24 protein-coding genes are annotated in these 23,923 nt (G+C 44.2%); 16 read left to right on the top strand and 8 right to left on the bottom strand.

Annotation, left to right across the window (positions count from 1 at the left end; all coding sequences use genetic code 11):
* The first annotated feature begins 90 nt into the window (after positions 1 to 90).
* From RG959_RS13885 to RG959_RS13875, 3 genes are all read left to right on the top strand, one after another.
* Entirely contained in the window at positions 91 to 1,605 is a 1,515-nt protein-coding gene (locus tag RG959_RS13885; protein ID WP_342797603.1) for a Na+/H+ antiporter NhaC family protein, read from the top strand.
* Positions 1,606 to 1,809: 204 nt separating this feature from the next.
* Positions 1,810 to 3,303, top strand: a complete 1,494-nt coding sequence (locus RG959_RS13880; protein WP_342797602.1) for a sodium-dependent transporter — start codon at positions 1,810 to 1,812, stop codon at positions 3,301 to 3,303.
* Positions 3,303 to 3,416 (top strand): methionine/alanine import family NSS transporter small subunit, encoded by a 114-nt coding sequence (locus tag RG959_RS13875; RefSeq protein ID WP_251269777.1) that lies wholly within the window; start codon positions 3,303 to 3,305, stop codon positions 3,414 to 3,416. Before RG959_RS13880 ends, RG959_RS13875 begins: the two co-directional genes overlap by 1 nt.
* A gap of 135 nt (positions 3,417 to 3,551) precedes the next feature.
* On the opposite strand, the gene RG959_RS13870 is transcribed toward RG959_RS13875, so the two are convergent.
* Positions 3,552 to 4,178 (bottom strand): YitT family protein, encoded by a 627-nt coding sequence (locus tag RG959_RS13870; protein ID WP_342797601.1) that lies wholly within the window; start codon positions 4,176 to 4,178, stop codon positions 3,552 to 3,554.
* Between the two features lie 132 nt (positions 4,179 to 4,310).
* Between RG959_RS13870 and RG959_RS13865 the strand changes: the two genes are divergently transcribed.
* Positions 4,311 to 5,567, top strand: coding sequence for an MFS transporter (locus tag RG959_RS13865; protein ID WP_342797600.1), 1,257 nt, complete (start codon positions 4,311 to 4,313; stop codon positions 5,565 to 5,567).
* Positions 5,568 to 5,642: 75 nt separating this feature from the next.
* Here the strand turns inward: RG959_RS13865 and RG959_RS13860 are convergent, their stop codons facing one another.
* Positions 5,643 to 6,722 (bottom strand): sulfate permease, encoded by a 1,080-nt coding sequence (locus tag RG959_RS13860; protein ID WP_342797599.1) that lies wholly within the window; start codon positions 6,720 to 6,722, stop codon positions 5,643 to 5,645.
* A 356-nt stretch (positions 6,723 to 7,078) separates the two neighbouring features.
* On the opposite strand from RG959_RS13860, the gene RG959_RS13855 reads away from it, so the two are divergent.
* The 4 genes from RG959_RS13855 (at position 7,079) to RG959_RS13840 (ending at position 9,986) form a co-directional block, all read left to right on the top strand.
* Positions 7,079 to 7,765 carry a 2-phosphosulfolactate phosphatase gene (locus RG959_RS13855; RefSeq protein ID WP_342797598.1) on the top strand — a complete coding sequence of 229 codons (687 nt, stop codon included), beginning with the start codon at positions 7,079 to 7,081 and terminating at the stop codon, positions 7,763 to 7,765.
* Positions 7,762 to 8,592, top strand: coding sequence for a phosphosulfolactate synthase (locus tag RG959_RS13850; RefSeq protein WP_342797597.1), 831 nt, complete (start codon positions 7,762 to 7,764; stop codon positions 8,590 to 8,592). Before RG959_RS13855 ends, RG959_RS13850 begins: the two co-directional genes overlap by 4 nt.
* A 164-nt stretch (positions 8,593 to 8,756) precedes the next feature.
* Entirely contained in the window at positions 8,757 to 9,671 is a 915-nt protein-coding gene (gene lipA / locus RG959_RS13845; protein WP_242234047.1) for a lipoyl synthase, read from the top strand.
* The gene (locus RG959_RS13840; protein WP_251269771.1) at positions 9,672 to 9,986 is read left to right on the top strand and encodes a YutD family protein; all 315 of its coding nucleotides are present in this window, start codon (positions 9,672 to 9,674) and stop codon (positions 9,984 to 9,986) included.
* A gap of 66 nt (positions 9,987 to 10,052) precedes the next feature.
* On the opposite strand, the gene RG959_RS13835 is transcribed toward RG959_RS13840, so the two are convergent.
* Positions 10,053 to 10,319, bottom strand: a complete 267-nt coding sequence (locus RG959_RS13835; RefSeq protein WP_342797596.1) for a DUF3055 domain-containing protein — start codon at positions 10,317 to 10,319, stop codon at positions 10,053 to 10,055.
* Between the two features lie 73 nt (positions 10,320 to 10,392).
* On the opposite strand from RG959_RS13835, the gene RG959_RS13830 reads away from it, so the two are divergent.
* The 3 genes from RG959_RS13830 (at position 10,393) to RG959_RS13820 (ending at position 13,207) form a co-directional block, all read left to right on the top strand.
* The gene (locus RG959_RS13830; RefSeq protein ID WP_342797595.1) at positions 10,393 to 10,848 is read left to right on the top strand and encodes a DUF86 domain-containing protein; all 456 of its coding nucleotides are present in this window, start codon (positions 10,393 to 10,395) and stop codon (positions 10,846 to 10,848) included.
* Positions 10,845 to 11,612, top strand: coding sequence for a TIGR01457 family HAD-type hydrolase (locus RG959_RS13825; RefSeq protein ID WP_342797594.1), 768 nt, complete (start codon positions 10,845 to 10,847; stop codon positions 11,610 to 11,612). The genes RG959_RS13830 and RG959_RS13825 overlap by 4 nt, the downstream gene beginning before the upstream one ends.
* Before the next feature lie 89 nt (positions 11,613 to 11,701).
* On the top strand, positions 11,702 to 13,207 hold the full coding sequence (locus RG959_RS13820; RefSeq protein WP_342797593.1) for an FAD-dependent oxidoreductase: 1,506 nt from the start codon (positions 11,702 to 11,704) through the stop codon (positions 13,205 to 13,207).
* A gap of 23 nt (positions 13,208 to 13,230) precedes the next feature.
* Here the strand turns inward: RG959_RS13820 and RG959_RS13815 are convergent, their stop codons facing one another.
* Entirely contained in the window at positions 13,231 to 13,737 is a 507-nt protein-coding gene (locus RG959_RS13815; RefSeq protein WP_242234041.1) for a phosphatidylglycerophosphatase A family protein, read from the bottom strand.
* Between the two features lie 122 nt (positions 13,738 to 13,859).
* On the opposite strand from RG959_RS13815, the gene RG959_RS13810 reads away from it, so the two are divergent.
* Positions 13,860 to 14,840: a 2-hydroxyacid dehydrogenase gene (locus RG959_RS13810; protein WP_342797592.1), complete on the top strand. Its 981-nt coding sequence runs from the start codon at positions 13,860 to 13,862 to the stop codon at positions 14,838 to 14,840.
* 35 nt (positions 14,841 to 14,875) lie between these two features.
* Here the strand turns inward: RG959_RS13810 and RG959_RS13805 are convergent, their stop codons facing one another.
* Positions 14,876 to 15,118: a NifU family protein gene (locus RG959_RS13805; RefSeq protein WP_242234039.1), complete on the bottom strand. Its 243-nt coding sequence runs from the start codon at positions 15,116 to 15,118 to the stop codon at positions 14,876 to 14,878.
* 202 nt (positions 15,119 to 15,320) lie between these two features.
* Here RG959_RS13805 and RG959_RS13800 point away from each other — a divergent pair, with 202 nt between their 5' ends.
* The gene (locus tag RG959_RS13800; RefSeq protein WP_342797656.1) at positions 15,321 to 16,718 is read left to right on the top strand and encodes an NAD-dependent succinate-semialdehyde dehydrogenase; all 1,398 of its coding nucleotides are present in this window, start codon (positions 15,321 to 15,323) and stop codon (positions 16,716 to 16,718) included.
* 39 nt (positions 16,719 to 16,757) lie between these two features.
* Here RG959_RS13800 and RG959_RS13795 read toward each other — a convergent pair whose 3' ends face one another.
* Entirely contained in the window at positions 16,758 to 17,825 is a 1,068-nt protein-coding gene (locus tag RG959_RS13795; protein ID WP_251269765.1) for an NAD(P)/FAD-dependent oxidoreductase, read from the bottom strand.
* Positions 17,826 to 17,984: 159 nt separating this feature from the next.
* Here RG959_RS13795 and RG959_RS13790 point away from each other — a divergent pair, with 159 nt between their 5' ends.
* A complete protein-coding gene (locus tag RG959_RS13790; protein ID WP_242234037.1) occupies positions 17,985 to 18,221 on the top strand; it encodes a YuzB family protein in 237 nt (78 codons plus the stop codon).
* 52 nt (positions 18,222 to 18,273) lie between these two features.
* Here the strand turns inward: RG959_RS13790 and RG959_RS13785 are convergent, their stop codons facing one another.
* Positions 18,274 to 18,960, bottom strand: coding sequence for a DUF2225 domain-containing protein (locus RG959_RS13785; RefSeq protein ID WP_342797591.1), 687 nt, complete (start codon positions 18,958 to 18,960; stop codon positions 18,274 to 18,276).
* A gap of 164 nt (positions 18,961 to 19,124) precedes the next feature.
* On the opposite strand from RG959_RS13785, the gene RG959_RS13780 reads away from it, so the two are divergent.
* Positions 19,125 to 19,493 (top strand): HesB/IscA family protein, encoded by a 369-nt coding sequence (locus RG959_RS13780; protein WP_342797590.1) that lies wholly within the window; start codon positions 19,125 to 19,127, stop codon positions 19,491 to 19,493.
* Positions 19,494 to 19,898: 405 nt separating this feature from the next.
* Positions 19,899 to 23,147 (top strand): DUF6359 domain-containing protein, encoded by a 3,249-nt coding sequence (locus tag RG959_RS13775; RefSeq protein ID WP_342797589.1) that lies wholly within the window; start codon positions 19,899 to 19,901, stop codon positions 23,145 to 23,147.
* Positions 23,148 to 23,246: 99 nt separating this feature from the next.
* On the opposite strand, the gene RG959_RS13770 is transcribed toward RG959_RS13775, so the two are convergent.
* A complete protein-coding gene (locus RG959_RS13770; protein ID WP_342797588.1) occupies positions 23,247 to 23,888 on the bottom strand; it encodes an SDR family oxidoreductase in 642 nt (213 codons plus the stop codon).
* Positions 23,889 to 23,923 lie beyond the last annotated feature (35 nt).

Genomic DNA, 23,923 nt, shown 5'->3' with positions numbered 1-23,923 from the left:
GCCATTGCTTTTTTTTATTGCACAAAATGGAGGAGAAATACTTTTGGAAAACACAATTTTTCACTTTTACCGCCGATCCTGGCCATTGTAATGGTGGTCTTAACACGCCGTGTGCTTTTATCGCTTGGGGTTGGGATTCTGGCAGCAGCTTTTTTGCTTGCTGATTTTAAAATTGGGAAAACATTCTCAATCGCTTGGGGAGCACTATCTGGTAATGTGTACACAAGAACAGGTGGGGCATTTGAATGGAGTGAATGGAATTTATATATTATTTTATTTTTGCTTATTTTAGGTATCGTTACAGCGTTTATTACCATTTCCGGCGGCAGCCGTGCTTTTGGAGAATGGGCTGTTACGCGCGTTAAGTCACGCACCGGTGCTCAAATAATGGCCGCTTTACTTGGTGTTTTGATTTTTATCGATGATTACTTTAATGCACTGGCGGTAGGCCAGGTATCACGGCCTATTACCGACCGCCATCGTATTTCACGCGCCAAGCTTGCTTATATCATTGACTCGACGTCTGCTCCAGTTTGTGTAGTAGCGCCGGTCTCAAGCTGGGGTGCTTACATTATAGGATTGATCGGCACCATTTTAACTGCTCATCAAGTAACGGACCTCACAGCTTTCTCGGCGTTTATGCAAATGATTCCTATGAATTATTACGTTTGGGCGGCACTTGGAATGGTCTTTCTTGTAGCGGTATTAAACCGGGATTTTGGTCCAATGAAAAAGCATGAAAATCATGCTGTTCAAACAGGAGAAGTGGTATTCAGCGGCCGTGAAATTCCTGGTGAGCTAAAAGAAGATTTGCCGGTGAGTGACCGCGGTACGATCGGTGGACTTGTCTGGCCGATTGTAGCATTGATTATCGGTACGGTCGCAGCTATGCTTTTTACGGGCTTCAAAGCGGCAGGAGAAGGCGCAGACATTTTTGCTATTTTTGAAAACACAGATGTAGCAAAATCATTGTTTATTGGCGGAGTCATTGGGCTTATTACAGCATTGGTGGTTTTTGCACGACAGGCCGCTGTGTTCCCTGAGGGAGCCGGTGCTGTATTAGGAAAAGGGATAGTCGAAGGCATTAAATCCATGCTTCCCGCAGTGTATATTTTATTTTTAGCGTGGACGATCGTAGCGCTGATTGGTGAGCTTGGAACAGGCACGTATTTAGCCGGCCTTGTAGAAAAATCTGACTTGAACATTGGCTTTTTGCCGATAATTTTGTTTGTCACAGCCGGTATTATGGCTTTTGCAACTGGAACAAGCTGGGGATCGTTTGGGATTCTTCTTCCGATTGCCGGTGAAATCGCAGCAGCAACAGATATTTCGCTTTTATTGCCGGCTTTGGCAGCCGTCTTAGCGGGTGCTGTATTCGGAGACCACTGCTCGCCGATTTCAGATACAACGATTCTCTCATCAACCGGGGCAGGGAGCAATCACATAGATCACGTGATGACACAAATTCCTTATGCGCTCGTATCTGCTTTAGCGGCGGCAGCAGGTTATCTTGTGCTCGGTTTTACGGAAAATATTTTTCTTGGGCTTGCCGTGACGATTCTTTTACTAGTTATGTTTGCTTTTATTTTAAAAAGAACAAAGTAAAATTTTTTAGAAGAAAGACCTGTATATGGAAAATATGCAGGTCTTTTTTGTTAGGTAAGCGGATTCACAGTAAATTAACTGAATTATTCTAAAAAAATAATAAAAAAGATATTTACGAATATTTTAAAGAAGATTATAATAAAGATGGTCTTCAGAAATTATCTGAAAATACAAAATTTTGAACATTCAAGGAGGTCCATATATATGGAACAAAATCGTCCACAATGGGGGTCACGCGCTGGATTCATTATGGCAGCGGTTGGCTCGGCAGTCGGACTCGGAAACATTTGGCGTTTCCCCGCAGTAGCATATGAAAATGGCGGAGGTGCTTTTTTCCTTCCCTATTTGTTCGCTCTATTAACAGCCGGAATCCCACTGCTTATTATGGAATTTACAATGGGTCACAAGTATCGCGGTTCTGCACCGCTGACAATGACAAGAATTAATAGAAAGTCAGAGTGGCTTGGCTGGTGGCAGCTGGCAATCTCTTTTTTCATTGCAACGTATTATTCTGTTATTATTGCATGGGCTACATCATACTCGTTTTTCTCATTTACTAAATCATGGGGTAACGCTCCGCAGGACTTTTTGCTGGGGGAGTATTTACAAGTAGGTGAACCAGGCCAGCTTGGCGGGTTTGCAGGCGGTGTTCTTCTTCCGCTATTGCTTGTGTGGATTGTAACATTGGGCATTATGTTTTCAGGTGTTAAAAAAGGAATTGAAGCAGCTACGAAATTTATGCTTCCGCTTCTTGTTATTTTATTCTTTATTGTTGTAGTACGCGCATTGACTTTGCCGGGAGCTGTTGAAGGTTTAAATGCCTTTTTCCAGCCAGATTGGTCTAAAATTTTGGATGGTAAAGTATGGATTGCAGCTTACGGCCAAATTTTCTTTAGTTTATCAGTCGGGTTTGCTATCATGATTACTTACTCCAGCTATCTGCCGAAAAAAGCAGATATTACGAATAATGCTTTTATTACAGCTTTTGCAAATTCCTCATTTGAACTGCTTGCTGGCTTTGGTGTTTTTGCCGCTCTTGGGTTTATGGCGCAACAACAGGGTGTAGCGGTAGAAGAAGTTGTATCAAGCGGAATCATTTTAGCTTTTGCCGTTTTCCCGCAAATTATTAATGAGTTTCCAGTAGCAAGTGGATTTTTTGGATTCTTATTTTTTATCTCGCTTACGCTTGCAGGGTTAACATCGCTTATCTCCATTATTGAAACGTTTGTGGCAGGACTGCAGGAGAAATTTAATATTTCCCGAACAGTATCTGTGGCAGTAGGGGGAGGCCTTTCAGCGTTAATTTCACTTTTATACGCAACAAAAGGCGGTCTTTTCTTCTTAGACACGGTAGATCATTTTATTAACTTGTATGGAATTGTTTTCGCTGGGTTCGTTGAAGTTATTCTTGTTGCTTGGGTATTTAAAGAATTGGACTCGTTGAAACAGCATGCGGATGCCGTTTCTGACATAAAGCTGGGTGCATGGTGGAAATTCTGCTTAATGATTTTAACGCCTATCGTGCTGGCTTATATGATGTTTGACAACATTCGTCAAGACTTGTCTACTCCATATGAGGATTATCCACTTTCATTCCTGATTACTTACGGCTGGGGTACGGCAGCACTTGCCATTATCATTGGTGTAGTCTTTATGTTTATTAAGCCTTTAAGCCGGAACAGCAAGGAGGGGCTATAATGGATACGAGTGCAATTGTGATGATGGTCATTGGGGTTGTGATCATTTGGGGCGGCCTTGGTGCCAGCATTGGTCACGCAGTAAAAAAAGCAAAAGAAAACAAACATTCATAATAGCAAAAAAGCGAATTTAAACGCTGCTCTGCTGAATACTTTGCAAAATCAAAGCCGGATTACCGATAAAGTAATCCGGCTTTTTATATTATTGACAGTAAACAGCGAGCCATTCCTATTTTTATGAAGAATGATTTATTTTTTACGCCAGATAAAATCAAAAGTCAGGATATTTTTGGGACGGGGAACGGTATACAGCCAGCCAATGGTTCTTGTAGACATCCATTGACAAATAAGGGCTTGGGCGACAATTTCCCAAGCGATGGCATAAGCTGTGATCAAGAAAATAAAACCATTAATCCAAAAAAGCGGTTTACTGGGATTCACACGCCTGTACTTGGCAATAATTAAAGCGATGACGCCAACGCCTCCGTTTGATACTCCCTGCCTTAATAAAATGGATACGCCTGTACCAAAAAAGAGGGAACCAAAAAACAAATCAATCCATACATTTGAAAATGGTGATTCTAGGTATACGTTAAAAATGTTGACCGAAATAGAGGTAATCGTAATGCCGAGCAGTGTACCTAAAGCACTCATGCCCCCTAAATAGTGAACAGCGAATAAAAGCATGGAAGAATTAACAAGCCACAGCGCAATGCTTATTGGGATATCCAGCCAGTAATTCAGCAGTACAGTCAGCCCGGCACCGCCGCCGGAAGGAATAAAGTTAGGGAATAAAAATACGCCCATAGCGAAGCCCTGCATAACCGCTCCCACACTGACTAAAAAATACTTTCTGACTAAAGCGCGGAAGGTCAATGGAGCATAACTTTTATTGTTGGTTTTCAGAAAAAATCATCCCCAATTACGTATAAAATGGCGTGCTCGTCCTCCTTTTTAAAGTGTATGCGGCACTGTATAAAAAGAATACGCAAGGAGACCATACATTTAATGAGCTGTCACAAAAACATTAAACGGGGTGTGCATGTGGGGAAACAGGCTGAGAAAGTAAGTATATGGTGTGTTGTAAGTATGGCTTCCATTCCGCTCGTCATGACATTAGGGAATTCTATGCTGATTCCTGTTTTGCCAATACTGGAAAAAAAGGTAGGTATTTCCTCTTTTCAATCCAGTATGATTATTACAAGTTATTCGGTTGCTGCTGTTTTTTTAATTCCGCTGGCGGGATATTTATCGGACCGAATTGGACGAAAAAAAGTTATTTTGCCCAGCTTGGTTCTTGCCCTGATCGGAGGACTTATTGCCGGATTTGCCTCTTGGAAAATGGCGGATCCCTACACCTGGATTATTATAGGCCGGATTCTGCAGGGGATTGGTTCAGCGGGAGCGATGCCTATTATCCTGCCGCTGGTGGGAGATCTTTACAAGGACAATGCGGAAAAAACAAGTGCCTGTTTAGGGACCATTGAAACATCGAATACATTTGGAAAAGTGTTAAGTCCTATCCTCGGATCTATACTGGCCGCCTTTTTGTGGTTTTTACCCTTCTTTGCGATTTCTGCTTTTAGTTTAATCTCGATCGCATTAATTTTTTTCTTTGTGAAAGTGCCAAAAGGAAAGCAGGAAAAGCCGAAAAAATTCAAGGAATTTGTGAGTAATACGAAAAAGACCCTTAAAAAAGAAGGGAAATGGCTTTTTACCGTTTTTCTTTTAGGATTTTATGTGTTTTTGGTATTATTCAGTGTGTTATTTTACCTATCGGACATTTTGGAGAAAGTACATCAAATTTTTGACATAAAAAAAGGTTTTATATTAGCGATTCCGCTTTTCCTGCTTTGTATTGTAGCGTTTACAGTTGGGCGCAAAATCAAAGGGAATTTGCCAACTATGAGGAAAATCCTTATTGTTTGTTTGATTGTTACGTCTATTAGTGTGGTGTTTGTTGGCTTTGTCAGCAAGCAGTTGATCCTTCTTTTAGTGGTAACCAGCATCCTGGGAATGGCGATTGGAGCTGTTATGCCTGTATTGGACGCCATTATTACAGAAAACATCAAAAAAGAAGAAAGAGGCACCATTACCTCTTTTTACAGTGCAGCCCGGTTTGCCGGGGTAGCAGCAGGACCGCCTTTAATGTCTATCGTGATGGCAAAATTTTTAAATGCAGGGTATATTACAGCAGGTGTACTAGGGCTGATTATGCTATTTGTTGTCATGAAATTTATTCAGGTAAAGGAAATCGAAAACTGAAGACTTTTCCTGTCTTGGCAGGACCGGACGATCTATATGTGTTCCGGTCCTTTCTTTATTTTTGAACGATCCGGCTTATTTAACTTTGTTTCCTTCTTTTAGAAAAGCAGGCTTTGCAAGGCCGATCGGCTTAATTAAGCTGATTGAGCCAACCGTAGCTGCAAAAACAGAAGCACCCACGATGACGGCATAAAGATCAAAATCCAAAAATAGCTTAACGAGGTTGTAGGAAATAACCAGAGAAAAAAGCGGAGACACGAGCCATACCTTCAAGAGTCTGCTGATAATGCCTTTTTGAAATATTTTTGCGCCTTCTTCCGAAAAGCCTATACCCAGAATACTGCATGTGGTCACCTGGGTTTGTGGAACAGGAATGCCGAATAGAGAAGCAATAATCACGAGTGTCCCGCCGAGACCTGAAACCGCACTTCCTTGAAGCAGACTCAGGTCGGTCAGCTTTTTCCCATTTGTTTCGATCACTTTTGAACCGAGCAGCAGTGCGCCCGCTGCGGTAAATAGTCCGCCGATCACAATCCCGTTTTGGATAGAGATCAGCCCGGAAGCAGCGAGCGGACCGATCGAGTTGGCGACATTGTTCATACCAGCTGAAAAAGCTTCCAAAAATCCTGTGCAGATCACTAATACGGACAAAATTTTGATCCATTTCGGCTTTTTTAAAAACAACAGCCGGGCTTCTGCTTGTTTTACCCCTTTATTTAAAAGCCAGGCGAAAAAAAAGGCCGCAATTGGAATAAGAATCCAATACATCATAATCGTCAACAACGTACTGATAAATACTTGTTTATACGCCATCCCAACGCCAACAATCGCTCCTACCGTCACTTCACTTGTGGAAAGCGGGATCCCAGAAATATTGGCGATAAAAAGTGAAATAGCGGCCGAGCAAAGAATGATCAAGGAAATGTGAATGCTGATCAATTCTTGTGGAATAATCCCTGAACCAAGGGTTTTAGCTACTTCGCCGCCGCCTAAAGCCGCTCCGAGCAGCACGCCGATTCCGCAAATAACCAATGCCATCCGCCTGTTTTTTAACGCTCCAGAACCATAGGCAATGCCCATGGAGGCAGCGGCTCCGCTTGCACCGATATTGAGTGCAAAGAAAAGGGCTGCCAGAAAAGCCAATAAGGTAATCATTTTCCTGTTCCGCTCCTATCCATTCGGGTAACGCCCGCCTTCTATTTTCTCACTGGACTGGCATCTTGTACGGGTCATTCCTAAACAAGCAGCTGTGCCTGCAGCTGGCTGCACTCCTTCCTCAAACAAAACCAATAAATAGGTGAATTCCTAAAAGCAGTTTATTCAGCATTTAAAAAAAGAGTTCGAAAGGAAAAAGCAGGCTGAGCATATGCCCAAAGGAGCAAAAAATCAAGAACCATCTGAAAAATAGACGAATAAATTAGCTATATGCTGATAAGGTGAGAGACAAATGAATACTAACGTAAGCGGTTTGTCAGCAGGCAGGGAAAACGTTAAAAGGAGAGGAGCAGATAATGGCAGTCCGAATTTATCAAGGCCACTCTCACCAACTGAGCTGTGCCGATGTGAATGTTGTGATTGACGTCATTCGTGCGTTCACTTTTGCCCACTACGCGTTTATAAAAGGGGCAGAGGAAATTTTACTGGCAGAAACAATCAATTCTGCACTTCAAACAAAAGAAAAAAATCCCACATACATGCTGGCTGGTGAAGAGAAGGGGCTCTACATCCCTGGATTTGATCTTGATAACTCTCCAGCCAGCCTTCTTGAAGCGAACGTGGAGGGGAAAATTCTCGTTCAAAAAACGACCAATGGAGTAAGAGCAGCGTTACATGCATTAAACGCCAGCCATGTATTTGTAACGGGCTTTTCCAATGCGAAAACAACCGCTCAATACATTCGCCAGCTTGTCGGGAAAAACGCGGACATTAATATAATCGCTTCTCATCCGATTGGCGATGAGGATCTTGCCTGTGCCGAATACATGAAAGCTATTATTGAAGGAGAGGAAGGCTGCTCTGCGTTTGAAACAGTTTCGAGAATTAGAGAAGCAGAGCCGGCACAAAAGTTTTTTGACGATAACCGGCCGGAATTTAAAAGTGCCGATATTGCCCTGTGTGTGAAAGAGCTGGACACTGGTTTTGTGATGGAAGTAAACCAGAAAAATAATTTACCAAGAATTGTGAGGGTGAATATATGAGGGACACAGGGCTGAACCTGCCGAAAAGAAGCAGTAAACCAAGAGGAAATGGGCTCACCGTTCTGATCGATAACGGGGTTCCATTGCAGCTTTTTCAAGACACGATCAATAGTTCAGAAGCATACATTGATTTTGTGAAATTTGGCTGGGGAACAGCGGTTGTCACGAAGCACCTGGAAGAGAAAATTGCCTGCCTGCAGGAAAATAAAGTGAACTTCTTTTTTGGGGGCACGTTATTTGAGAAGTTTGTCAGCCAAAAGAAATTGAGTGATTTTGAGAAATTTATTCAAAAGCATGGATGCCAGTACATCGAAATCTCAAACGGCACAATTGACATGACCAACAGGGAAAAAACAGCTTATATAAAGGAGTTTGCTAAGGATTTTACTGTGTTTAGTGAAGTAGGAGCCAAAGACAGTGACAAATCTCTGCATCAAAACGCATCTCAATGGGTCGAATGGATTCTTGAAGATATTGAAGCCGGCTCAACCAAAGTGATCACCGAAGCGCGTGAAAGCGGCACAAGCGGAATTTGCCGGAGTAATGGGGAAATGCGCATGGAAATCGTGGATAAAATACTAGAAACGGGAATGGATCTGCAAAAAATGATTTTTGAAGCACCCTCAAAAAAATTGCAGACCGCTTTTATCCAAATAGCCGGTCCGAACGTGAACCTTGCTAATATTCCATTTTCTGATGCGATCCCGCTTGAAACATTACGGCTTGGGCTGCGGTCCGACACATTTTCTTTAAATGAGCGATGTATAATGACAAAAGAGTATAAGATAAATAAGGTTTCTTCTGACAGTATCGATTTCTTTATATAAAGAAAAAGCTGCATCCCTGTTAACATAAGGGATGCAGCTTTTTCGTTTATTTCTATTTTAACAGCCGGCCGTATTTTCTCCTTCTTTGAAGAAATCACCTTTTGCGGGCACTTGATAATTATGATAAAGTAGCGGTATAGTGTAAGCCGATTGGAGATGGAAAAATGAGTACGAAAGAGGAATACTTGCGTAAACCAGAATGGTTGAAAATAAAGCTGAATACAAACGAGAATTACACAGGATTAAAGAAAATGATGCGCGAAAAGCAGCTTCATACGGTTTGTGAAGAAGCCAAGTGTCCAAACATTCATGAGTGCTGGGCTGTCCGCCGTACAGCAACATTTATGATTCTTGGCAGCGTCTGCACACGTGCCTGTCGTTTCTGTGCTGTAAAAACGGGTCTTCCGACAGAGCTTGACCTGCAGGAGCCGGAACGCGTAGCGGATTCGGTTGTACAAATGAATTTAAAACACGTCGTTGTTACAGCTGTTGCGCGTGATGATTTAAAAGACGGCGGTGCTTATGTATTTGCTGAAACGGTTCGGGCCATTCGCCGGAAAAATCCATTCACATCGATTGAAGTGCTTCCTTCTGATATGGGCGGGATTGAAGAGAACTTACAAATGCTGATGGATGCCAAGCCCGATATTTTAAATCATAACATCGAAACGGTCCGCCGCTTAACGCCGCGTGTTCGTGCGCGTGCAAAGTATGACCGCTCGCTTGAGTTTTTACGCCGCGCGAAAGAAATGCAACCGGATATCCCGACAAAATCAAGCTTAATGGTTGGTCTCGGGGAAACAAAAGAAGAGATTATTGAAGTGATGGACGACCTTCGTGCGAACAACGTAGATATTATGACGATTGGGCAATACTTGCAGCCATCGAAAAAACACTTAAAGGTACAAAAATATTACCATCCAGACGAATTCGCCGAGCTGCGTGAAATCGCCATGTCAAAAGGGTTCAGCCACTGCGAAGCGGGTCCAATGGTTCGTTCTTCCTACCATGCGGATGAGCAGGTTAATGCTGCGGCAAAAGCGAAACACGCCGAGGGCGAAGCACAGGCGGCCCAATAAATGATTACGATTCAAAATGAAAACTATGAAATTGTCGAGGAACGGACAGAAGGATTTAATGAAGAAGCCTTCCGGGCCCGCTACAGCGATATTTTGGCGAAGTATGATTACATTGTCGGCGACTGGGGATATGGACAGCTTCGGCTTAAAGGGTTTTTCGAAGATGACAACAAAAAAGCGTCCTACGACAACAAGTTTTCGACAATACGTGATTATTTGCTGGAATACTGCAACTTCGGATGCGGCTATTTTATTTTAAAAAAGCTGCCCGTTGCGGCAGCACCGAAAAAACCAGCCGAGTCTCAAGGAAAATAACAGACGGCGTGTTTGCCTATTTGTATGGCGCGATTCAATATGAATCGCGCCATGTTGTTTTAAGCGTTAAATCACTTCATATAAAAATTCTTTTAACTCCGCCGCTTCTTCTTCACCCATATTAAACGCATATTCAATATAGCCCGGCTCTTCCAGGTCATCGCGGCCGATAATGGCATATGTATTTCCCTGCAGGTTTAAAACAACCGATTTGCCGTAATAGCGGTCCGTCTGCAGAAGGGCCAGGTCGTATCGGCTGTGTTCGCCGGCAAAGCTGACAAATCGCGTTACCGTTGTATCTTTTTCGTCATAAAGAAAAAAACGTTCACTCATGTGCTGTCCTCCGCTCTACATTTTCAACCATTGTATCACATGATACAATAGAAGCGGAAAGGATGGATGGCCTGTGTATTTTATTGACCGCAAGAAAATAGAAGCAACACTTCGCTTTATGGAGCAGCAGCTCGATTTGTTCCATTCTCAGCCAACCTGGGGAACAGTCATTGAAAGGGCGGCACTTGAAAGAATCGCCCAAACGGTTGTAGAATCGATCATTGACGTTGGCAATGCAATGATCGACGGCTTTATTATGCGTGATCCAGGAAGTTACGATGACATTATTGATATTCTGGACGATGAAAACGTGATTCTGCCAGAACAATCTGCTCCTTTAAAAGATGTAATCGCTCTTCGGAAAATGCTTGTCCGCGAATATATCTCTATTTCGCATGATGAACTGGCGGCGGTATTTATCGCCAATAAAAAAGAATTAGCCGATTTTCCAAACCGCGTCCGTGCTTATTTGGAACATGAGCTTGGACCTGTTTCTGCATTTTTACCGGAAGAAGGAGAAAAGAAATGACGCGTTATAAAGGCTATTTAATCGATTTAGACGGCACAATGTACGCCGGCACACAAATTATTCCGGGAGCAGCAGAGTTTGTTGACCGCCTGAATGCTGCGGGCCTTCCTTATTTGTTTGTGACGAACAACTCATCCCGTACGCCGGAACAGGTGGCGGACAAATTAGTGAAAATGGGTATTCATACACGGCCGGAAAATGTATTTACCACTTCGCGTGCAACGGCGCAATTTATCCATGATGAAAAACCGGGAGCAACGGTGTATGTGATCGGAGAAGATGGAATCCTGCAGGCGCTTGCAGAGCAAGGCCTTGAAGTTGTGACGCATGAACACCCTGATTACGTCGTTACAGGAATTGACCGCGGTATTACATATGAAAAGCTGGCAGGTGCCTGCTTGGCTGTGCGTAACGGCGCCCGCTTTATTTCGACAAACGGCGATATTGCTATTCCATCAGAACGTGGCTTTCTGCCTGGAAACGGCTCGCTGACATCGGTGGTGTCTGTTTCAACTGAAACAGAGCCGGTCTTTATCGGAAAGCCGGAGCCGATTATTATGGAACAGGCTATGGAAGTTATTGGCACGTCAAAAGAAGAAACGATTATGATCGGGGATTATTATGATACAGATATCCTGGCCGGCATTAACATTGGAATTGATACACTGCTTGTGCATACAGGTGTAACGCAGCCGGAGTTTTTGGAGCGGTATGACATCCAGCCGACTTACACACGAAAAAATTTAAATGAGTGGGAATTGTAAGAAACAGCACATTGCTGTTTCTTTTTTTTGGGGTAAAAATGAGCACATAAGGGTACGGAGTCCATATGACTATTTTTAGGGAGGCTCTTATGAACATTCCAAAAAAAACCATATCTTATTGGAAAGACCATGAAGCACCACGGTCATTTACTCCGCTGCAAACCGATTTAACAGCAGAGGTTGTCATTGTCGGTGGTGGGATTACCGGCATTTTAACGGCATGGAAGCTGGCTAAAGAAGGAAAGAAAGTAGTTCTGATTGAGGCAGGAAAATTAACGGACGGGACAACCGGGTTTACAACCGCGAAAATCACCGCTCAGCACAGTCTTATTTATGATAAGCTGATTCGTACCTTCGGAGAAGAAAAAGCGAGACTTTATTACGAAGCAAACGAGGAAGTAATCGCTTTTATAGAGAAGACGGTCAAAGAGCTGGATATTGAGTGTGAGTTTTCAAAACAAGATGCTTACACGTATATTACAACCGATGAAATGTTTCCGGCGCTTGAAAAAGAAGCAGCCGCTTACCAGAAGATCGGCATAAATGGAGGCTTGGCCGGCGCCTCTGCAGGGATGAATCTGCCTTTTCATGTGGAAGAAGCGCTCGTCATGAGAGAGCAGGCACAATTTCATCCTGTGAAGTTTTTAGAAGCGCTTGTGAGGGATATGGCGGGGCAGGTTCACATTTTTGAAGATACACGGGCAGAGTCCATGGATGGACGGATGGTTAAAACAACAGACGGACATTTCATTACCGGGGATCATGTCGTTGTGGCTTCGCATTATCCGTTTAATGACTTTGACGGTGCTTATTTTGCCAAGCTGCATCCGGAACGGTCCTATGCTATTGGGGTAAAAGGGGATCACACGCTCCAGAGCGGCATGTATATCAGCCAGGATCAGCCATCGCGCTCTGTCCGGTATACGCGAATGGAAAATGGAGAGCAGTTGCTTATTATTGGCGGGGAAAATCATCCAGCCGGGCGCAGCAAACAGGAGACGACTCATCATTACGAAGAGCTGGCTGCGTTTGCCAAAAAGCATTTTGGAGCTGAAGAAGTCCTTTATCGTTGGTCCGCACAAGACTTAATCACACTGGATCAAGTTCCTTATATCGGGCAGATACGTGAAAAAATTTATTTGGCAACCGGATACGCCAAGTGGGGAATGACGAGCGGAACAGTGGCCGCCGCGCTGCTAACCGATTTGATTGTACAGGGCAGCAGCCGGTACGCTGATGTTTACGATCCGAAGCGTGCCAAAGGGAAGCCGACCGATATTAAAACATTTATTTCTCAAAACGCAGCCGTTGCAAAAGAACTGATCAGCGGAAAGTTAAAAGGAGCAGACAAAACGGCCGACTCTCTACAGCCTGGCGAAGGAGGCATCGTAACCGTAGACGGCGAAAAAACCGGAGCGTACAAGGATGAACAGGGCAAGTGCCATTTTGTCGATATCACGTGTACGCATATGGGATGTGAAACAGCCTGGAATGATGCCGAACGCTCATGGGACTGTCCATGTCATGGCTCTAGATTTTCTTATGACGGCAAAGTGCTGGAAGGGCCGGCTGTTCAGCCATTGAAAAAGAAATAAAAAAGCCGCCTGTAAAAGGCGGCTTATTCGGTATGGGCAGCACGGTGGGCAAGACGGCTCGCCGCAGCAGCGGCAAGGGCGCCGACAATATCATCTAAAAATGTGTGTACCTGTCCGGTTGATTTATCATTTAAAAACTCCAGAATACCTGGCTTTTGCTTATCAATATAGCCATAGCTTGTTAAGCCAATTGTTCCATAAACATTAATAATGGCAGTGGCAATTGTTTCATCCAGGCCATACAGTCCTTCATCCGTTTTAATAATGGATTGAAGCGGTTCCGCCAGCTGGTTTTTCTCCGCCAGCATATCAAGCTGAATGCCGGTCAGAATCGCGTTTTGTACTTCACGCTTACGCAGTACAGCTTCTACATGCTCTGCTGCTTCTTCCAGCTTCAAATTAGGATGGTAAGGCTTTTGTAAATATAAAACAAGCTCCGCAATATCATCCACTTTAACGCCGCGCTCGGCAATCCAGCGGCGGGCCGTTTGTTCAGACATGCTCATGACGCGTTTCTTTTCAATACTCATCTTCCACACACCTTTTTTATCATTATATGTATTACTGCTGTTCCTATACCCGTTTTCATTGTGACATACTCAAGTTGAAAATGATACAATAAGACAGAATAATCGGAAATGGGGGACGCTGTGTGAAGCCGTATGTGTACGTAACGAGAAAAGTGCCGGATGAAATAACAGCGAGATTGTCTGCTTCTTACCAGGTGGAAACATGGACAGAGGAGGACAGAGCTGTGCCGCGGGAAATTCTGCTCGAAAAAGCAGCCTCTGCTCATGCATTGTTAACCGTAATTTCAGATGCAGTGGATGAGGAATTGCTTTCACAGGCTGAACGATTAAAAGTGGTCGCAAATATGGCCGTTGGCTTTGATAATATTGATTTGGATGCGGCCAGCCGCCATGGTGTTGCCATTTGCAACACGCCGGATGTATTAACGGATACAACGGCAGATTTGACCTTCGCGCTTCTTTTAGCAACAGCACGCCGGGTAACAGAAGCGTCTGAGTTTGTGAAAGAAGGAAAATGGACAAGCTGGGCGCCGATGATGCTGGTTGGAACGGATGTGCATCATAAAAAAATCGGCATTGTTGGAATGGGTAAGATCGGAACCGCTGTAGCCAAAAGAGCAGCCGGCTTTGATATGGATATTTTATATCATAACCGTAGCCGCCATGAAGTAGCAGAAGAAATGCTGGGTGCCCAGTACCGCAGCTTGGACGAGCTTTTAGAGGAAGCGGATTTCGTCGTTTGCCTGGCTCCGCTGAACGATGATACAAGGGGCATGTTTCAGAGGGAACACTTTCAAAAAATGAAAAAAGATGCGATCTTTATCAATGCAAGCCGGGGACCGATTATCAATGAGCAGGCACTAATAGATGCACTCGAAGCCGGTGACATTGCGGCAGCAGGGCTGGATGTATTCGACAGCGAGCCGATTTCCGCTGATCATCCGTTTTTATCGATGAAAAATGTAGTGGCACTTCCGCATATCGGCAGCGCATCAAAAGAAACAAGGCTGGCTATGATGCAGACATGCTGTGACAATATTGAAGCGGTATTTGATGAACGCCCGCCCAAAACGCTTGTGAACAAAGATGTATTACAATTTTAAAAAAGAGCTGATCTTATAAAGATCAGCTCTCATCATTAAAATACTTGTTCAACTTCTACAACGCCAGGAACTTCTTCGAGCAATGCGCGCTCAATTCCTGCTTTGAGTGTAATGGTAGAACTAGGGCAGCTGCCGCACGCGCCAAGCAGACGAAGTTTTACGATCCCGTCTTCAATATCAACGAGTTCGCAGTCGCCGCCGTCGCGAAGCAGGAATGGACGTAATTTATCAAGTACTTCCTGTACTTCACTGAACATTTGTTGTTCTTGTGCTTGCATGAATCATCGGCTCCTTTCGATTCGATACATATATTATAATGATTTTAAATTGAAAATGCAATTTCTCCTTTACAGAAAGGGGAAAAGGGTGTTTTATTCTCAGCACTGCTATATAGAATGAAAAAGTGTTTAAAAAAGATCGTCAGGGCAATAGAACACTATACGCATAAATAGGGAGAGGATTATCTTGAAAGAATGGAAAATGTACATAAACGGTGAATGGGTAACAGCGGATGAACAAATTCAAGTCGTTAATCCGGCAACAGGCGAAACCTTTGCATCCGTACCAAAAGGCGGCGCTATGGAGGCGAAGCGGGCTGTAGACGCCGCTTATGAAGCATTTCGCACGTGGTCCCAAAAAACGGCCGGTGAGCGATCCGAATTATTACGAAATTGGCATCGCCTGATTGACGAGCATAAAGAAGAAATTGGCCGGATTATGACGGAGGAGCAGGGAAAGCCGCTTCAGGAAGCCATTGGCGAAGTGAATTATGCGAACAGCTTCATTTTATGGTATGCAGAAGAAGGAAAGCGAGTGTACGGAGAAACAATTCCCGCCTCGGATCCGAAAAAGCGCTTGTTTGTTTCACGCCAGCCAGTAGGCGTTGTCGCGGCCATTACACCATGGAATTTCCCGGCAGCCATGATTACACGCAAAGTCGGACCAGCACTGGCATCTGGCTGTACGGCTGTAGTAAAGCCGGCTTCTTCCACTCCTCTTACAGCGCTGAAGCTTGTTGAACTCGCTCACGAAGCGGGTATTCCAAAAGGAGTGCTGAATGTTGTAACCGGTGATTCAAAATCAGTGGCTGGCTCCTGGATGGAAGACAGCCGTGTGCGCAAAGTGACTTTTACAGGTTCAACGGAAATCGGCAAAGTGCTCATGAAGCAGGCAGCAGATACAATGAAAAAAGTATCGCTTGAGCTTGGCGGCCATGCGCCATTTATTGTTACAGCTAATGCAGATATCCAAAAAGCAGCCAAAGGCTTGATCGGCTCAAAATTCCGTAACGCCGGCCAAACCTGTGTGTGCGCCAACCGTGTATACGTTCATGAATCCATTGAGCAGGAATTTACGGAGGCGTTCAAAGCAGAAGTGGCGAAGTTATGCGTCGGAAATGGAATGGAAGAAGGCGTAACGATTGGCCCGCTTATTGATGCGGATGCAGTCGAAAAAGTACAAAACCAGTTAAAAGATGCGAAAGAAAAAGGGGCAGTCGTTGAAATGGGCGGTGAAGCGGAAGGAAACTTTATTACGCCTGCTGTTCTAACGAACGTGACAGATGATATGGAATGTATGGTTGAGGAAACATTCGGTCCGCTGGCACCGATTGCCACGTACCGTACAACCGAAGAAGTGATAGAACGCGCGAACAACACACCATTTGGCCTGGCGGCTTATGTGTTCTCGGAAAATATTTCAGAAGCCATTGCGATAAGCGAAGGGCTGGAATATGGCATTGTCGGATTGAATGATGGACTTCCATCTGTGGCCCAGGCACCATTTGGAGGCTTTAAAGAGAGCGGGCTTGGACGCGAGGGCGGCCATCACGGCATGGAAGAATTTTTAGAAGTTAAATATATTTCGCTTGGATTGTAAAAGCAAAAAAAAAACCGGCTGAAGGAGCCGGTTTTTTTATTATCCGTTATGATATTTGTACATCCATAAAACGCCTGATTTCAAGAAGCGGGCAACACGTCCAGTAATAGCCCGGTCCGCTACAAAACCAAAGCCCTGTTTTTTGCCAAGAGAACCAAGTACGCCTTTAAGTTTCATTTCTGGCATTTTTTCCGGAAGCGGCTCGTTTCTCCAGCGCTTTTGAAGAACATCGACAATTTGTTCTGCTTGTTCTTCCGCAAGCTGTGCGCTCGGTGCATGGGGAAGGCTTGCGCAGTCTCCCACTACATAAACATGTTCATTGCCGGGCAGGTTATGGTGAGGAGTCAATACAACGCGGTCAGAGCGGTCTTTTTCCACATTCATCTGCCGGACAACAAGGCTCGGCTGAATGCCTGCAGTCCATACAACAGCGTCCATTTGATATTCGTCTTCACGGTTGTAAATACGGTCAGGCTCAACACGCGTAATGTTTGCATCTCTCACTACTTCCACACCGTGGTCGGTAAACCATTTTTCAATGTAACGGCTTAAACGCTGCGGGAAGTCTTTTAAGATACGCGGTCCGCGGTCAAACAATTTAATATCAAGATCCGGACGGCTTTCACGAAGTTCACTCGCCAATTCGATTCCGGAAAGACCTGCACCTACGATACCAACTTTTGAACCAGCCGGCATGTTGTTCAGCTTTTCATACGTGGCACGCGATTTTTGGATGGACTGAATGCTGTATGTATACTCTTCAGCCCCTGGCACGCCGTGATATTTATCCTCACAGCCAAGGCCAATAACAAGGTCATCGTAAGCAAGAGCGCCTTTTGCTTTTAACTCAACTTCTTTTCGATCTAAGTGAATAGCTGTAATTTCATCGTAAATAATATTTAGTTTTTCATGCTCTGGGAAAGATACACGGACCTCATGGTCGGAAGCGGTTCCAGCCGCCAGTGCATAGTACTCCGTTTTCAAGCAATGATATGGCACTTTATCAACCAGTGTAATCGTTACGTCATCCGGCAAATGATTGGGCAACAGCCTGAGCAAAACACGCATATTGCCATATCCGCCTCCAAGCAAAACTAAATGTCTCATATGTATGACCCCTCTGCTTCGTATTCATATGTACAGTATTCATTTATTCATATCCGAGTATAACGAAGATAGCCCTATTATTCAACAGACTTCGCGAAACTTCACGCTTTTTTCTGCACGTAAATGATAGTACAATAAACGGGTGAGGTGAAAGATAAAATGAAGCCAATTATTGAGTTTTGCGTCAGCAACTTAGCAAGCGGTTCCCAGGAAGCATTTGAAAAATTGGAACGGGATCCGAACTTGGATGTGATCGAATATGGCTGCTTAAGCTACTGTACACGCTGCTCAGAATCTCCATTTGCGCTTGTGAATGGAGAAGTTGTCGATGGAGCGACACCTGACGAGCTTGTTTCGAATATATATACACATATTGACCAAACGTGGCTGTTTTAAACATCAAAAAACCGGATGCTGTCCAAGGCAGCCGGTTTTTCTTATGTACACTTTAAGTCGTTTTCATTTGCTCGCGTAATTCATGCCAGCGGTCACGCGCCATTTCCACGATTTGTTTTTCGTTTGACTGGCGCTGCCGTTCAATCACTTTTGAAAAATAGGAAACGGCTTTTTCCATGCGTCCCAGCTTTCGATTCAGTTCACCGATGAGATAGAGCACTTTAATTTCAGACATTTTCTGTACTACATCCTCCACAGAAAAAGCTTCCTCATACTCACGGGCAGCGATAGACAAAAATCGCTTTTCTTCTTTGTTGCGGCCCATGTCTCGATAGATCCATGCCGTGCGAAGGGCAAGACCTGCCAAAGTTAAATGCTTTTCTTTTTTCAGTACGCCAGAATAAAGAGCGAGCTTATAGCTTTTAATCGCTTTAGCTGGCGACCGCTCACCGCTGAAATCCTGCTCGACCCAGTGATCAGATACCGAAGCCTTTAATACTTCTGCTGTTCCTGGTGCAAAATAAGAAGTAAAATCCTCTGTAAATGAATAGCCGCAATGCATACAAACATGCACATTGTAAAAAAGAGGATTTATCCCTCCCGCTTCATAAAGCGGTTTTAAGTCCGTATCCTGGCCAATGACTTTAACAGCACTTTTACGAACTTTCGTTGTGTTAAAGGACTGCTGGCAATGAGGGCACTTCATCATTTTATGATAAATTAATGGGGCATCAGACATGATAAAACCTCCTTTTTTCCTAAAATAAAGGTCTTTTTACTTATTTTATTATACAGGAATTGGAGGTAAAAAGAATTAATTTGAATAAAAAAATCAATGAGCGGTTCAGTTGAGGATTTGTTCTATTCCTCGTATACTAAAAGAAAATGAAAGGAGCGATTCCTTTGGCGGATCAACAAGTTGTTACAATTACGGAAGCTGCGGCTTTTCAAATAAAAGATATGATGAAGCAAAACGAAGAAGAAGGGTCATTTTTGAGGGTAGCCGTTCATGGTGGCGGATGCAGTGGATTATCATACGGGATGGGTTTTACGCCTGAAGCAGAAGAAGGCGATATGGAACTTCTTCAGCACGGTATTCCGATTGTGGTAGCCAAACAGGATGCCCCGATTTTGAAGGGAACGATAGTCGACTACAAGCAGTCGCTGATGGGCGGCGGATTTACGATTGATAATCCAAATGCCATCGCGTCCTGCGGCTGCGGATCCTCTTTCCGGACAGCAACAGAAACCGGAACGCCGGAAAACTGCTAATAATAAAAAAGCCTGGCTGTATCTACGGATGCAGCCAGGCTTTTTTATTGGCTTGATTTCTTTTTTCGCGTAAACCAAACCGATACAAGCGGAATGATGACGAAGAACAGAATAAACAAAGCAAAGATTAATTGTAAAAGCCAATAATCATTATACAAGCTGCTGCCTCCTAAAATTTTTTTACCTTTAATATGGGACAGCAGGAAGGTTCTTATACAAAAAGACTTATATAAAAGGAAATAGCATGAATGAAACGGACAATAATAAGGAGGAAATTATTCCTGTTTTTTCTATTTATTAAAGTTTTTTAAATTATCTGTAAAGATTATATTTTAAAATAAAAAGTAGATTACAATGAAGGTGGTTTTTGTCGAACGATCCATTACATGAGAGAGGAGTTTTTAAATGAGAAAAATTGGACAGGCTTTATTTGCTCTTGTACTCGTCATTGGCACATTGCTTCCGTTTCAGGTTCCGGCGAGCGCTGCATCGATCACGGTGGCGGATGCAATTGCTAACAACTCGGGTACAGCCACCGTCGAAGGCTATATCGTTGGCTACGCACTATCAGGAAGCAGTTATACAACAGATCCTGCACGTTATCAAAATACAAATATTGGTATATCGGATGAAGCAGGGGAAACAGATCCAGCTAAAATATTACCAGTGCAATTAACAACAAATTTCCGGCAGGGAATTAATTTGAAAGATTATCCGGAAAACCTCGGCAAAAAAGTGCGGGTGACAGGCTCTCTTGAAGCGTATTTTGCAGTTCCTGGCTTAAAATCACCAACGTCGATTGAACTTTTGGATCACAGAACCGAAGAACCAGAAGTGCCTGAGGAGCCGTCAAACCTTATAAAAGAACCGATTTTCGACGTGCGCCAAAAAGCAGAAAACACAAAGGTGTGGACGTCTGGCACAGTAACGGCTGTTTTCGGAAGCACGGTATATATTCAGGATGAAACCGCCGGTATTGTTTTATATGGTTCCGGTATGAGTGTAAAACTGGGTGATGTTGTAGATGTGAAGGGAAGCATTGATGACTACAATTCTCTTTTGGAGATTAACGTATCATCTGGCAGTGTAACTGTGACCGGCGAGGCTGGTGTGCCGGCACCGTTAACCGTAAGGGCTGATCAATTTACAGAAGAAGTGGAAGGGGAGCTTGTTACAATCAACAACGTTTCTGTTTCCAGTTTTTCAGGCGGCAATTACACAGCAAAGGATGAAGAAGGAAATACCTTTCAAATCAGGCCGCAGGATACATCACTTCTTGCCATAAACACCAAATACGATTCGGTAACAGGGGTTGTCGGCTCTTACAACAACGTCTATCAATTAATTCCGCGTCATGCAGCGGATATTGAACCTGACTCTTCTACGGCTGGAGCGGTAACGGCCAATCCGGCAGCGGGCGTTGTTAAAGCAGGAACGAGTGTTACACTGTCTTCGCCAACAGAGGGTGCCGACATTCGTTATACGCTGGGTGGCTCTCAGCCGACAAAAGATAGCACGCTTTATACAGAACCGATCGTGATTAATGAAAACAAAACGATTCAAGCAGCAGCATTTAAAGAAGGCTTAAATGACAGTGCCGTTTCCTCCTTTTCATACGTTATAGAAAAAGAAAACATTCGCATCCATGATATTCAAGGAGCTGGGCACACTTCTCCGTACAATGGTTTAGCTGTTGGAGATGTAGAAGGAATCGTTACCCATATCGTTGACAGCAGTAACTTTTATATGCAGAGCGTAGAAGCAGATGAGGATGAAAATACGTCAGAAGGTATTCTCGTTTATAAGCGGAGCCATGGATTGTCGCAAGGAGATCTTGTCTCTGTTGATGGTACGGTAAAAGAATGGGTGCTTGATGGATATGCGGAAAAGCTGCAAACAGATCTCCCCGTAACGGAAATTAGTGCGGGTACTGTAAGTAAAAAAGCATCCGGACAGCCGCTGCCGGCACCGGTTGTGTTGAATAAAGATCGCATGATGCCAATGAAAGTAATTGATAACGACCAATTTGGCATATTCGATCCACAGCAGGACGGCATTGACTTTTTTGAAAGCATGGAAGGCATGCGCGTTCAAGTGAATAACCCGAAAATCATCGCTCCGCAGAGATACGGAGAAGTAGTGGTTGTGCCGGAAAATATAGAAACCAATACAACAGCGGGTGCTCTTCGGATTGAAGCAGACGACTACAATCCAGAACGTATTCATCTTGATTTGGATAATGAAGACTTTGTGGCAAAAACAGGAGACTCATTTGTCGGTCCTGTCACGGGTGTCGTCAGCTACGGCTACAGTAACTTTAAAGTGCTGGCAGGCGAAGTGCCTGAAGTGATTGACGGAGGGTTAAAAGCAGAAGAAACAACCCTTACATCAACGAAAGATGGACTAACGATCGCTTCTTACAATCTCGAAAACTTTTCAACGGTTTCAGGCGAAGAGAAAACAAGACGCCTTGCCATGGGGATTGTAAATGGAATGAAGTCGCCGGATATCATCGGTGTAACAGAAGTACAGGACAATGACGGGCCAGCAGATTCTGGCACAACGGATGCATCTCAAAGCGCCGCCGTACTGATTGAAGCTATAAAAGAGCTGGGCGGACCGGCTTATGAGTACACGGATGTGGCGCCGATCAATAAGGAAGACGGCGGACAGCCGGGCGGTAACATTCGTGTTGGCTTCTTGTACAATCCGGAACGTGTTAGTCTTGCGGAAGGAGCAAAAGGAAGAGCGACAGAAGCGGTTGCCTATGTAGATGGGAAATTGACCGCTAATCCTGGCCGGATTGATCCGGACAACGCAGCGTTTGAAAATAGCCGTAAGCCGCTGGCTGCTCAATTTACATTTAAAGGTGAAAAGGTCATTGTAGTGGTCAATCATTTTAATTCAAAAGGCGGAGATGAGCCGTTATTTGGAAAGAATCAGCCTCCTTATTTAGGAAGTGAAATCCAGCGCAAGCAAATTGCTGCGATTGTAAATGGCTTTGTTGAAGATGTAAAGTCAGCGGATCCAAATGCAAATCTGGTGCTTTTAGGTGATTTTAACGATTTTGAATTTACCGAGACTCTTTCTATTGTAAAAGGGGATGAGCTGACCAACATGATTGAAAAAGTACCGGCAGAAGAGCGATTCACGTATTCTTATCAAGGAAATGCACAGGTGCTTGACCATATCCTGGTCACGAATAATATAGCCGCTTCTACTGAAGTGGATATTGTTCATACCAATTCACAATTTATGGAGGAGCATGGACGGGCGAGCGACCATGATCCGGTAGTTATCCGGACGACCTTTGCGGAAGATCATCCAGAAGCGGAAATGGTTTATGTGCCGGCGATGGAGAAAAAACAGTTTGTGGCTGCACAGCCGGGGATTCATCTGGAGTTTGATGAAGGTGCCCGTTTCAGCAAAGGCATTATCGTAAAGCATTCAGCTATACTGCAAGGAGAAGGATTAAAGTATAATACCGTTATCGTTTCCACGCCGAAAAAAGGGCAGGTTATTGATTTGCGAGATGCAGAAGTGAAAGAAGTTCAAATCGATACAAAGCAGGAAGTGGAGATTAGAGGAGCGGACAATGTAAAAAAATGGACAGATTTACGAGAAAAGAAAACAAAAAAAACGGCTGCTTCTTAAGCAGTACTACCGCCTGGCCGCTGCCAGGCGTTTTTTTTTGTGATGAAACGTCTGCAGCAAAAAAGCCGGCATACCAGAGGCATGCCGGCTTTTTCTATATTATAAGGCTTTCAATGCTTCAGCAATTGGGACAGTGCCTTTGACAATTTCAAAGATCCGCCCCTCTGTTTGGGGAGCGAGCAGGCTTTGGACGAGTACTTCGGCAACATCAGCTCGTGCAATGGACTCCATTCGATTCGCAACTTGGGGAGCGGCTTCAATTTTTCCGCTGCCGGCTTCATTTAAAAGGGCACCGGGACGAACGATCGTATAAGTGAGACCGCTCATCATTAAATGAGCATCTGCTTCATGCTTGGCCCGAAGGTAATGCTGCAGAGCCTCAGGACCTGCATCCGGCCGGCCTGCTCCCATTGAACTGAGCATAACAAAACGCTCAATACCATGTGAAACGGCCAGGTCAATAGCTTTAATTGCTCCGTCGCGGTCAACAGCCGTAGTTTTGTCGGGGCCGGTTGCTGAGCCGGAGCCGGCTGCAAAAATAACTGCGTTCACATCATTCATTGCATAACTAAAGTCCTGCTCCAGGTCGGCCAAAACCGGTCTGGCACCAAGCTGTTCCATGTCTGCCATCTGGTCGGTTTTTCGCACCATTGCTTTCACGTGGTGCTGAATATTTTCAGCCAGACTTTGGACAACGAGGCGGCCGGTTGTACCGGCTGCACCGATCACAAGTACATGCATAGTGAACCACCCTTTTTTCCGTTTCCTATTCCTTT

Origin of the sequence: Domibacillus sp. 8LH (assembly GCF_038806185.1) — a bacterium.
Classification (GTDB): domain Bacteria; phylum Bacillota; class Bacilli; order Bacillales; family Domibacillaceae; genus Domibacillus; species Domibacillus indicus_A.
This window is presented reverse-complemented; position numbering and strand designations above follow the sequence as displayed.

What these genes read in the sequence shown, in the direction of transcription:
- RG959_RS13825 (WP_342797594.1), top strand. Translation starts at nt 10,845, where the DNA reads ATGACGCGTTATAAAGGCTATTTAATCGATTTAGACGGCACAATGTAC.
- lipA (WP_242234047.1), top strand. Translation starts at nt 8,757, where the DNA reads ATGAGTACGAAAGAGGAATACTTGCGTAAACCAGAATGGTTGAAAATA.
- RG959_RS13775 (WP_342797589.1), top strand. Translation starts at nt 19,899, where the DNA reads ATGAGAAAAATTGGACAGGCTTTATTTGCTCTTGTACTCGTCATTGGC.
- RG959_RS13815 (WP_242234041.1), bottom strand. Translation starts at nt 13,737, where the DNA reads ATGAGTATTGAAAAGAAACGCGTCATGAGCATGTCTGAACAAACGGCC.
- RG959_RS13875 (WP_251269777.1), top strand. Translation starts at nt 3,303, where the DNA reads ATGGATACGAGTGCAATTGTGATGATGGTCATTGGGGTTGTGATCATT.
- RG959_RS13790 (WP_242234037.1), top strand. Translation starts at nt 17,985, where the DNA reads ATGAAGCCAATTATTGAGTTTTGCGTCAGCAACTTAGCAAGCGGTTCC.
- RG959_RS13860 (WP_342797599.1), bottom strand. Translation starts at nt 6,722, where the DNA reads ATGATTACCTTATTGGCTTTTCTGGCAGCCCTTTTCTTTGCACTCAAT.
- RG959_RS13805 (WP_242234039.1), bottom strand. Translation starts at nt 15,118, where the DNA reads ATGCAAGCACAAGAACAACAAATGTTCAGTGAAGTACAGGAAGTACTT.
- RG959_RS13770 (WP_342797588.1), bottom strand. Translation starts at nt 23,888, where the DNA reads ATGCATGTACTTGTGATCGGTGCAGCCGGTACAACCGGCCGCCTCGTT.
- RG959_RS13885 (WP_342797603.1), top strand. Translation starts at nt 91, where the DNA reads ATGGTGGTCTTAACACGCCGTGTGCTTTTATCGCTTGGGGTTGGGATT.
- RG959_RS13835 (WP_342797596.1), bottom strand. Translation starts at nt 10,319, where the DNA reads ATGAGTGAACGTTTTTTTCTTTATGACGAAAAAGATACAACGGTAACG.
- RG959_RS13795 (WP_251269765.1), bottom strand. Translation starts at nt 17,825, where the DNA reads ATGAGACATTTAGTTTTGCTTGGAGGCGGATATGGCAATATGCGTGTT.
- RG959_RS13865 (WP_342797600.1), top strand. Translation starts at nt 4,311, where the DNA reads ATGAGCTGTCACAAAAACATTAAACGGGGTGTGCATGTGGGGAAACAG.
- RG959_RS13800 (WP_342797656.1), top strand. Translation starts at nt 15,321, where the DNA reads ATGTACATAAACGGTGAATGGGTAACAGCGGATGAACAAATTCAAGTC.
- RG959_RS13840 (WP_251269771.1), top strand. Translation starts at nt 9,672, where the DNA reads ATGATTACGATTCAAAATGAAAACTATGAAATTGTCGAGGAACGGACA.
- RG959_RS13820 (WP_342797593.1), top strand. Translation starts at nt 11,702, where the DNA reads ATGAACATTCCAAAAAAAACCATATCTTATTGGAAAGACCATGAAGCA.
- RG959_RS13880 (WP_342797602.1), top strand. Translation starts at nt 1,810, where the DNA reads ATGGAACAAAATCGTCCACAATGGGGGTCACGCGCTGGATTCATTATG.
- RG959_RS13850 (WP_342797597.1), top strand. Translation starts at nt 7,762, where the DNA reads ATGAGGGACACAGGGCTGAACCTGCCGAAAAGAAGCAGTAAACCAAGA.
- RG959_RS13855 (WP_342797598.1), top strand. Translation starts at nt 7,079, where the DNA reads ATGGCAGTCCGAATTTATCAAGGCCACTCTCACCAACTGAGCTGTGCC.
- RG959_RS13785 (WP_342797591.1), bottom strand. Translation starts at nt 18,960, where the DNA reads ATGTCTGATGCCCCATTAATTTATCATAAAATGATGAAGTGCCCTCAT.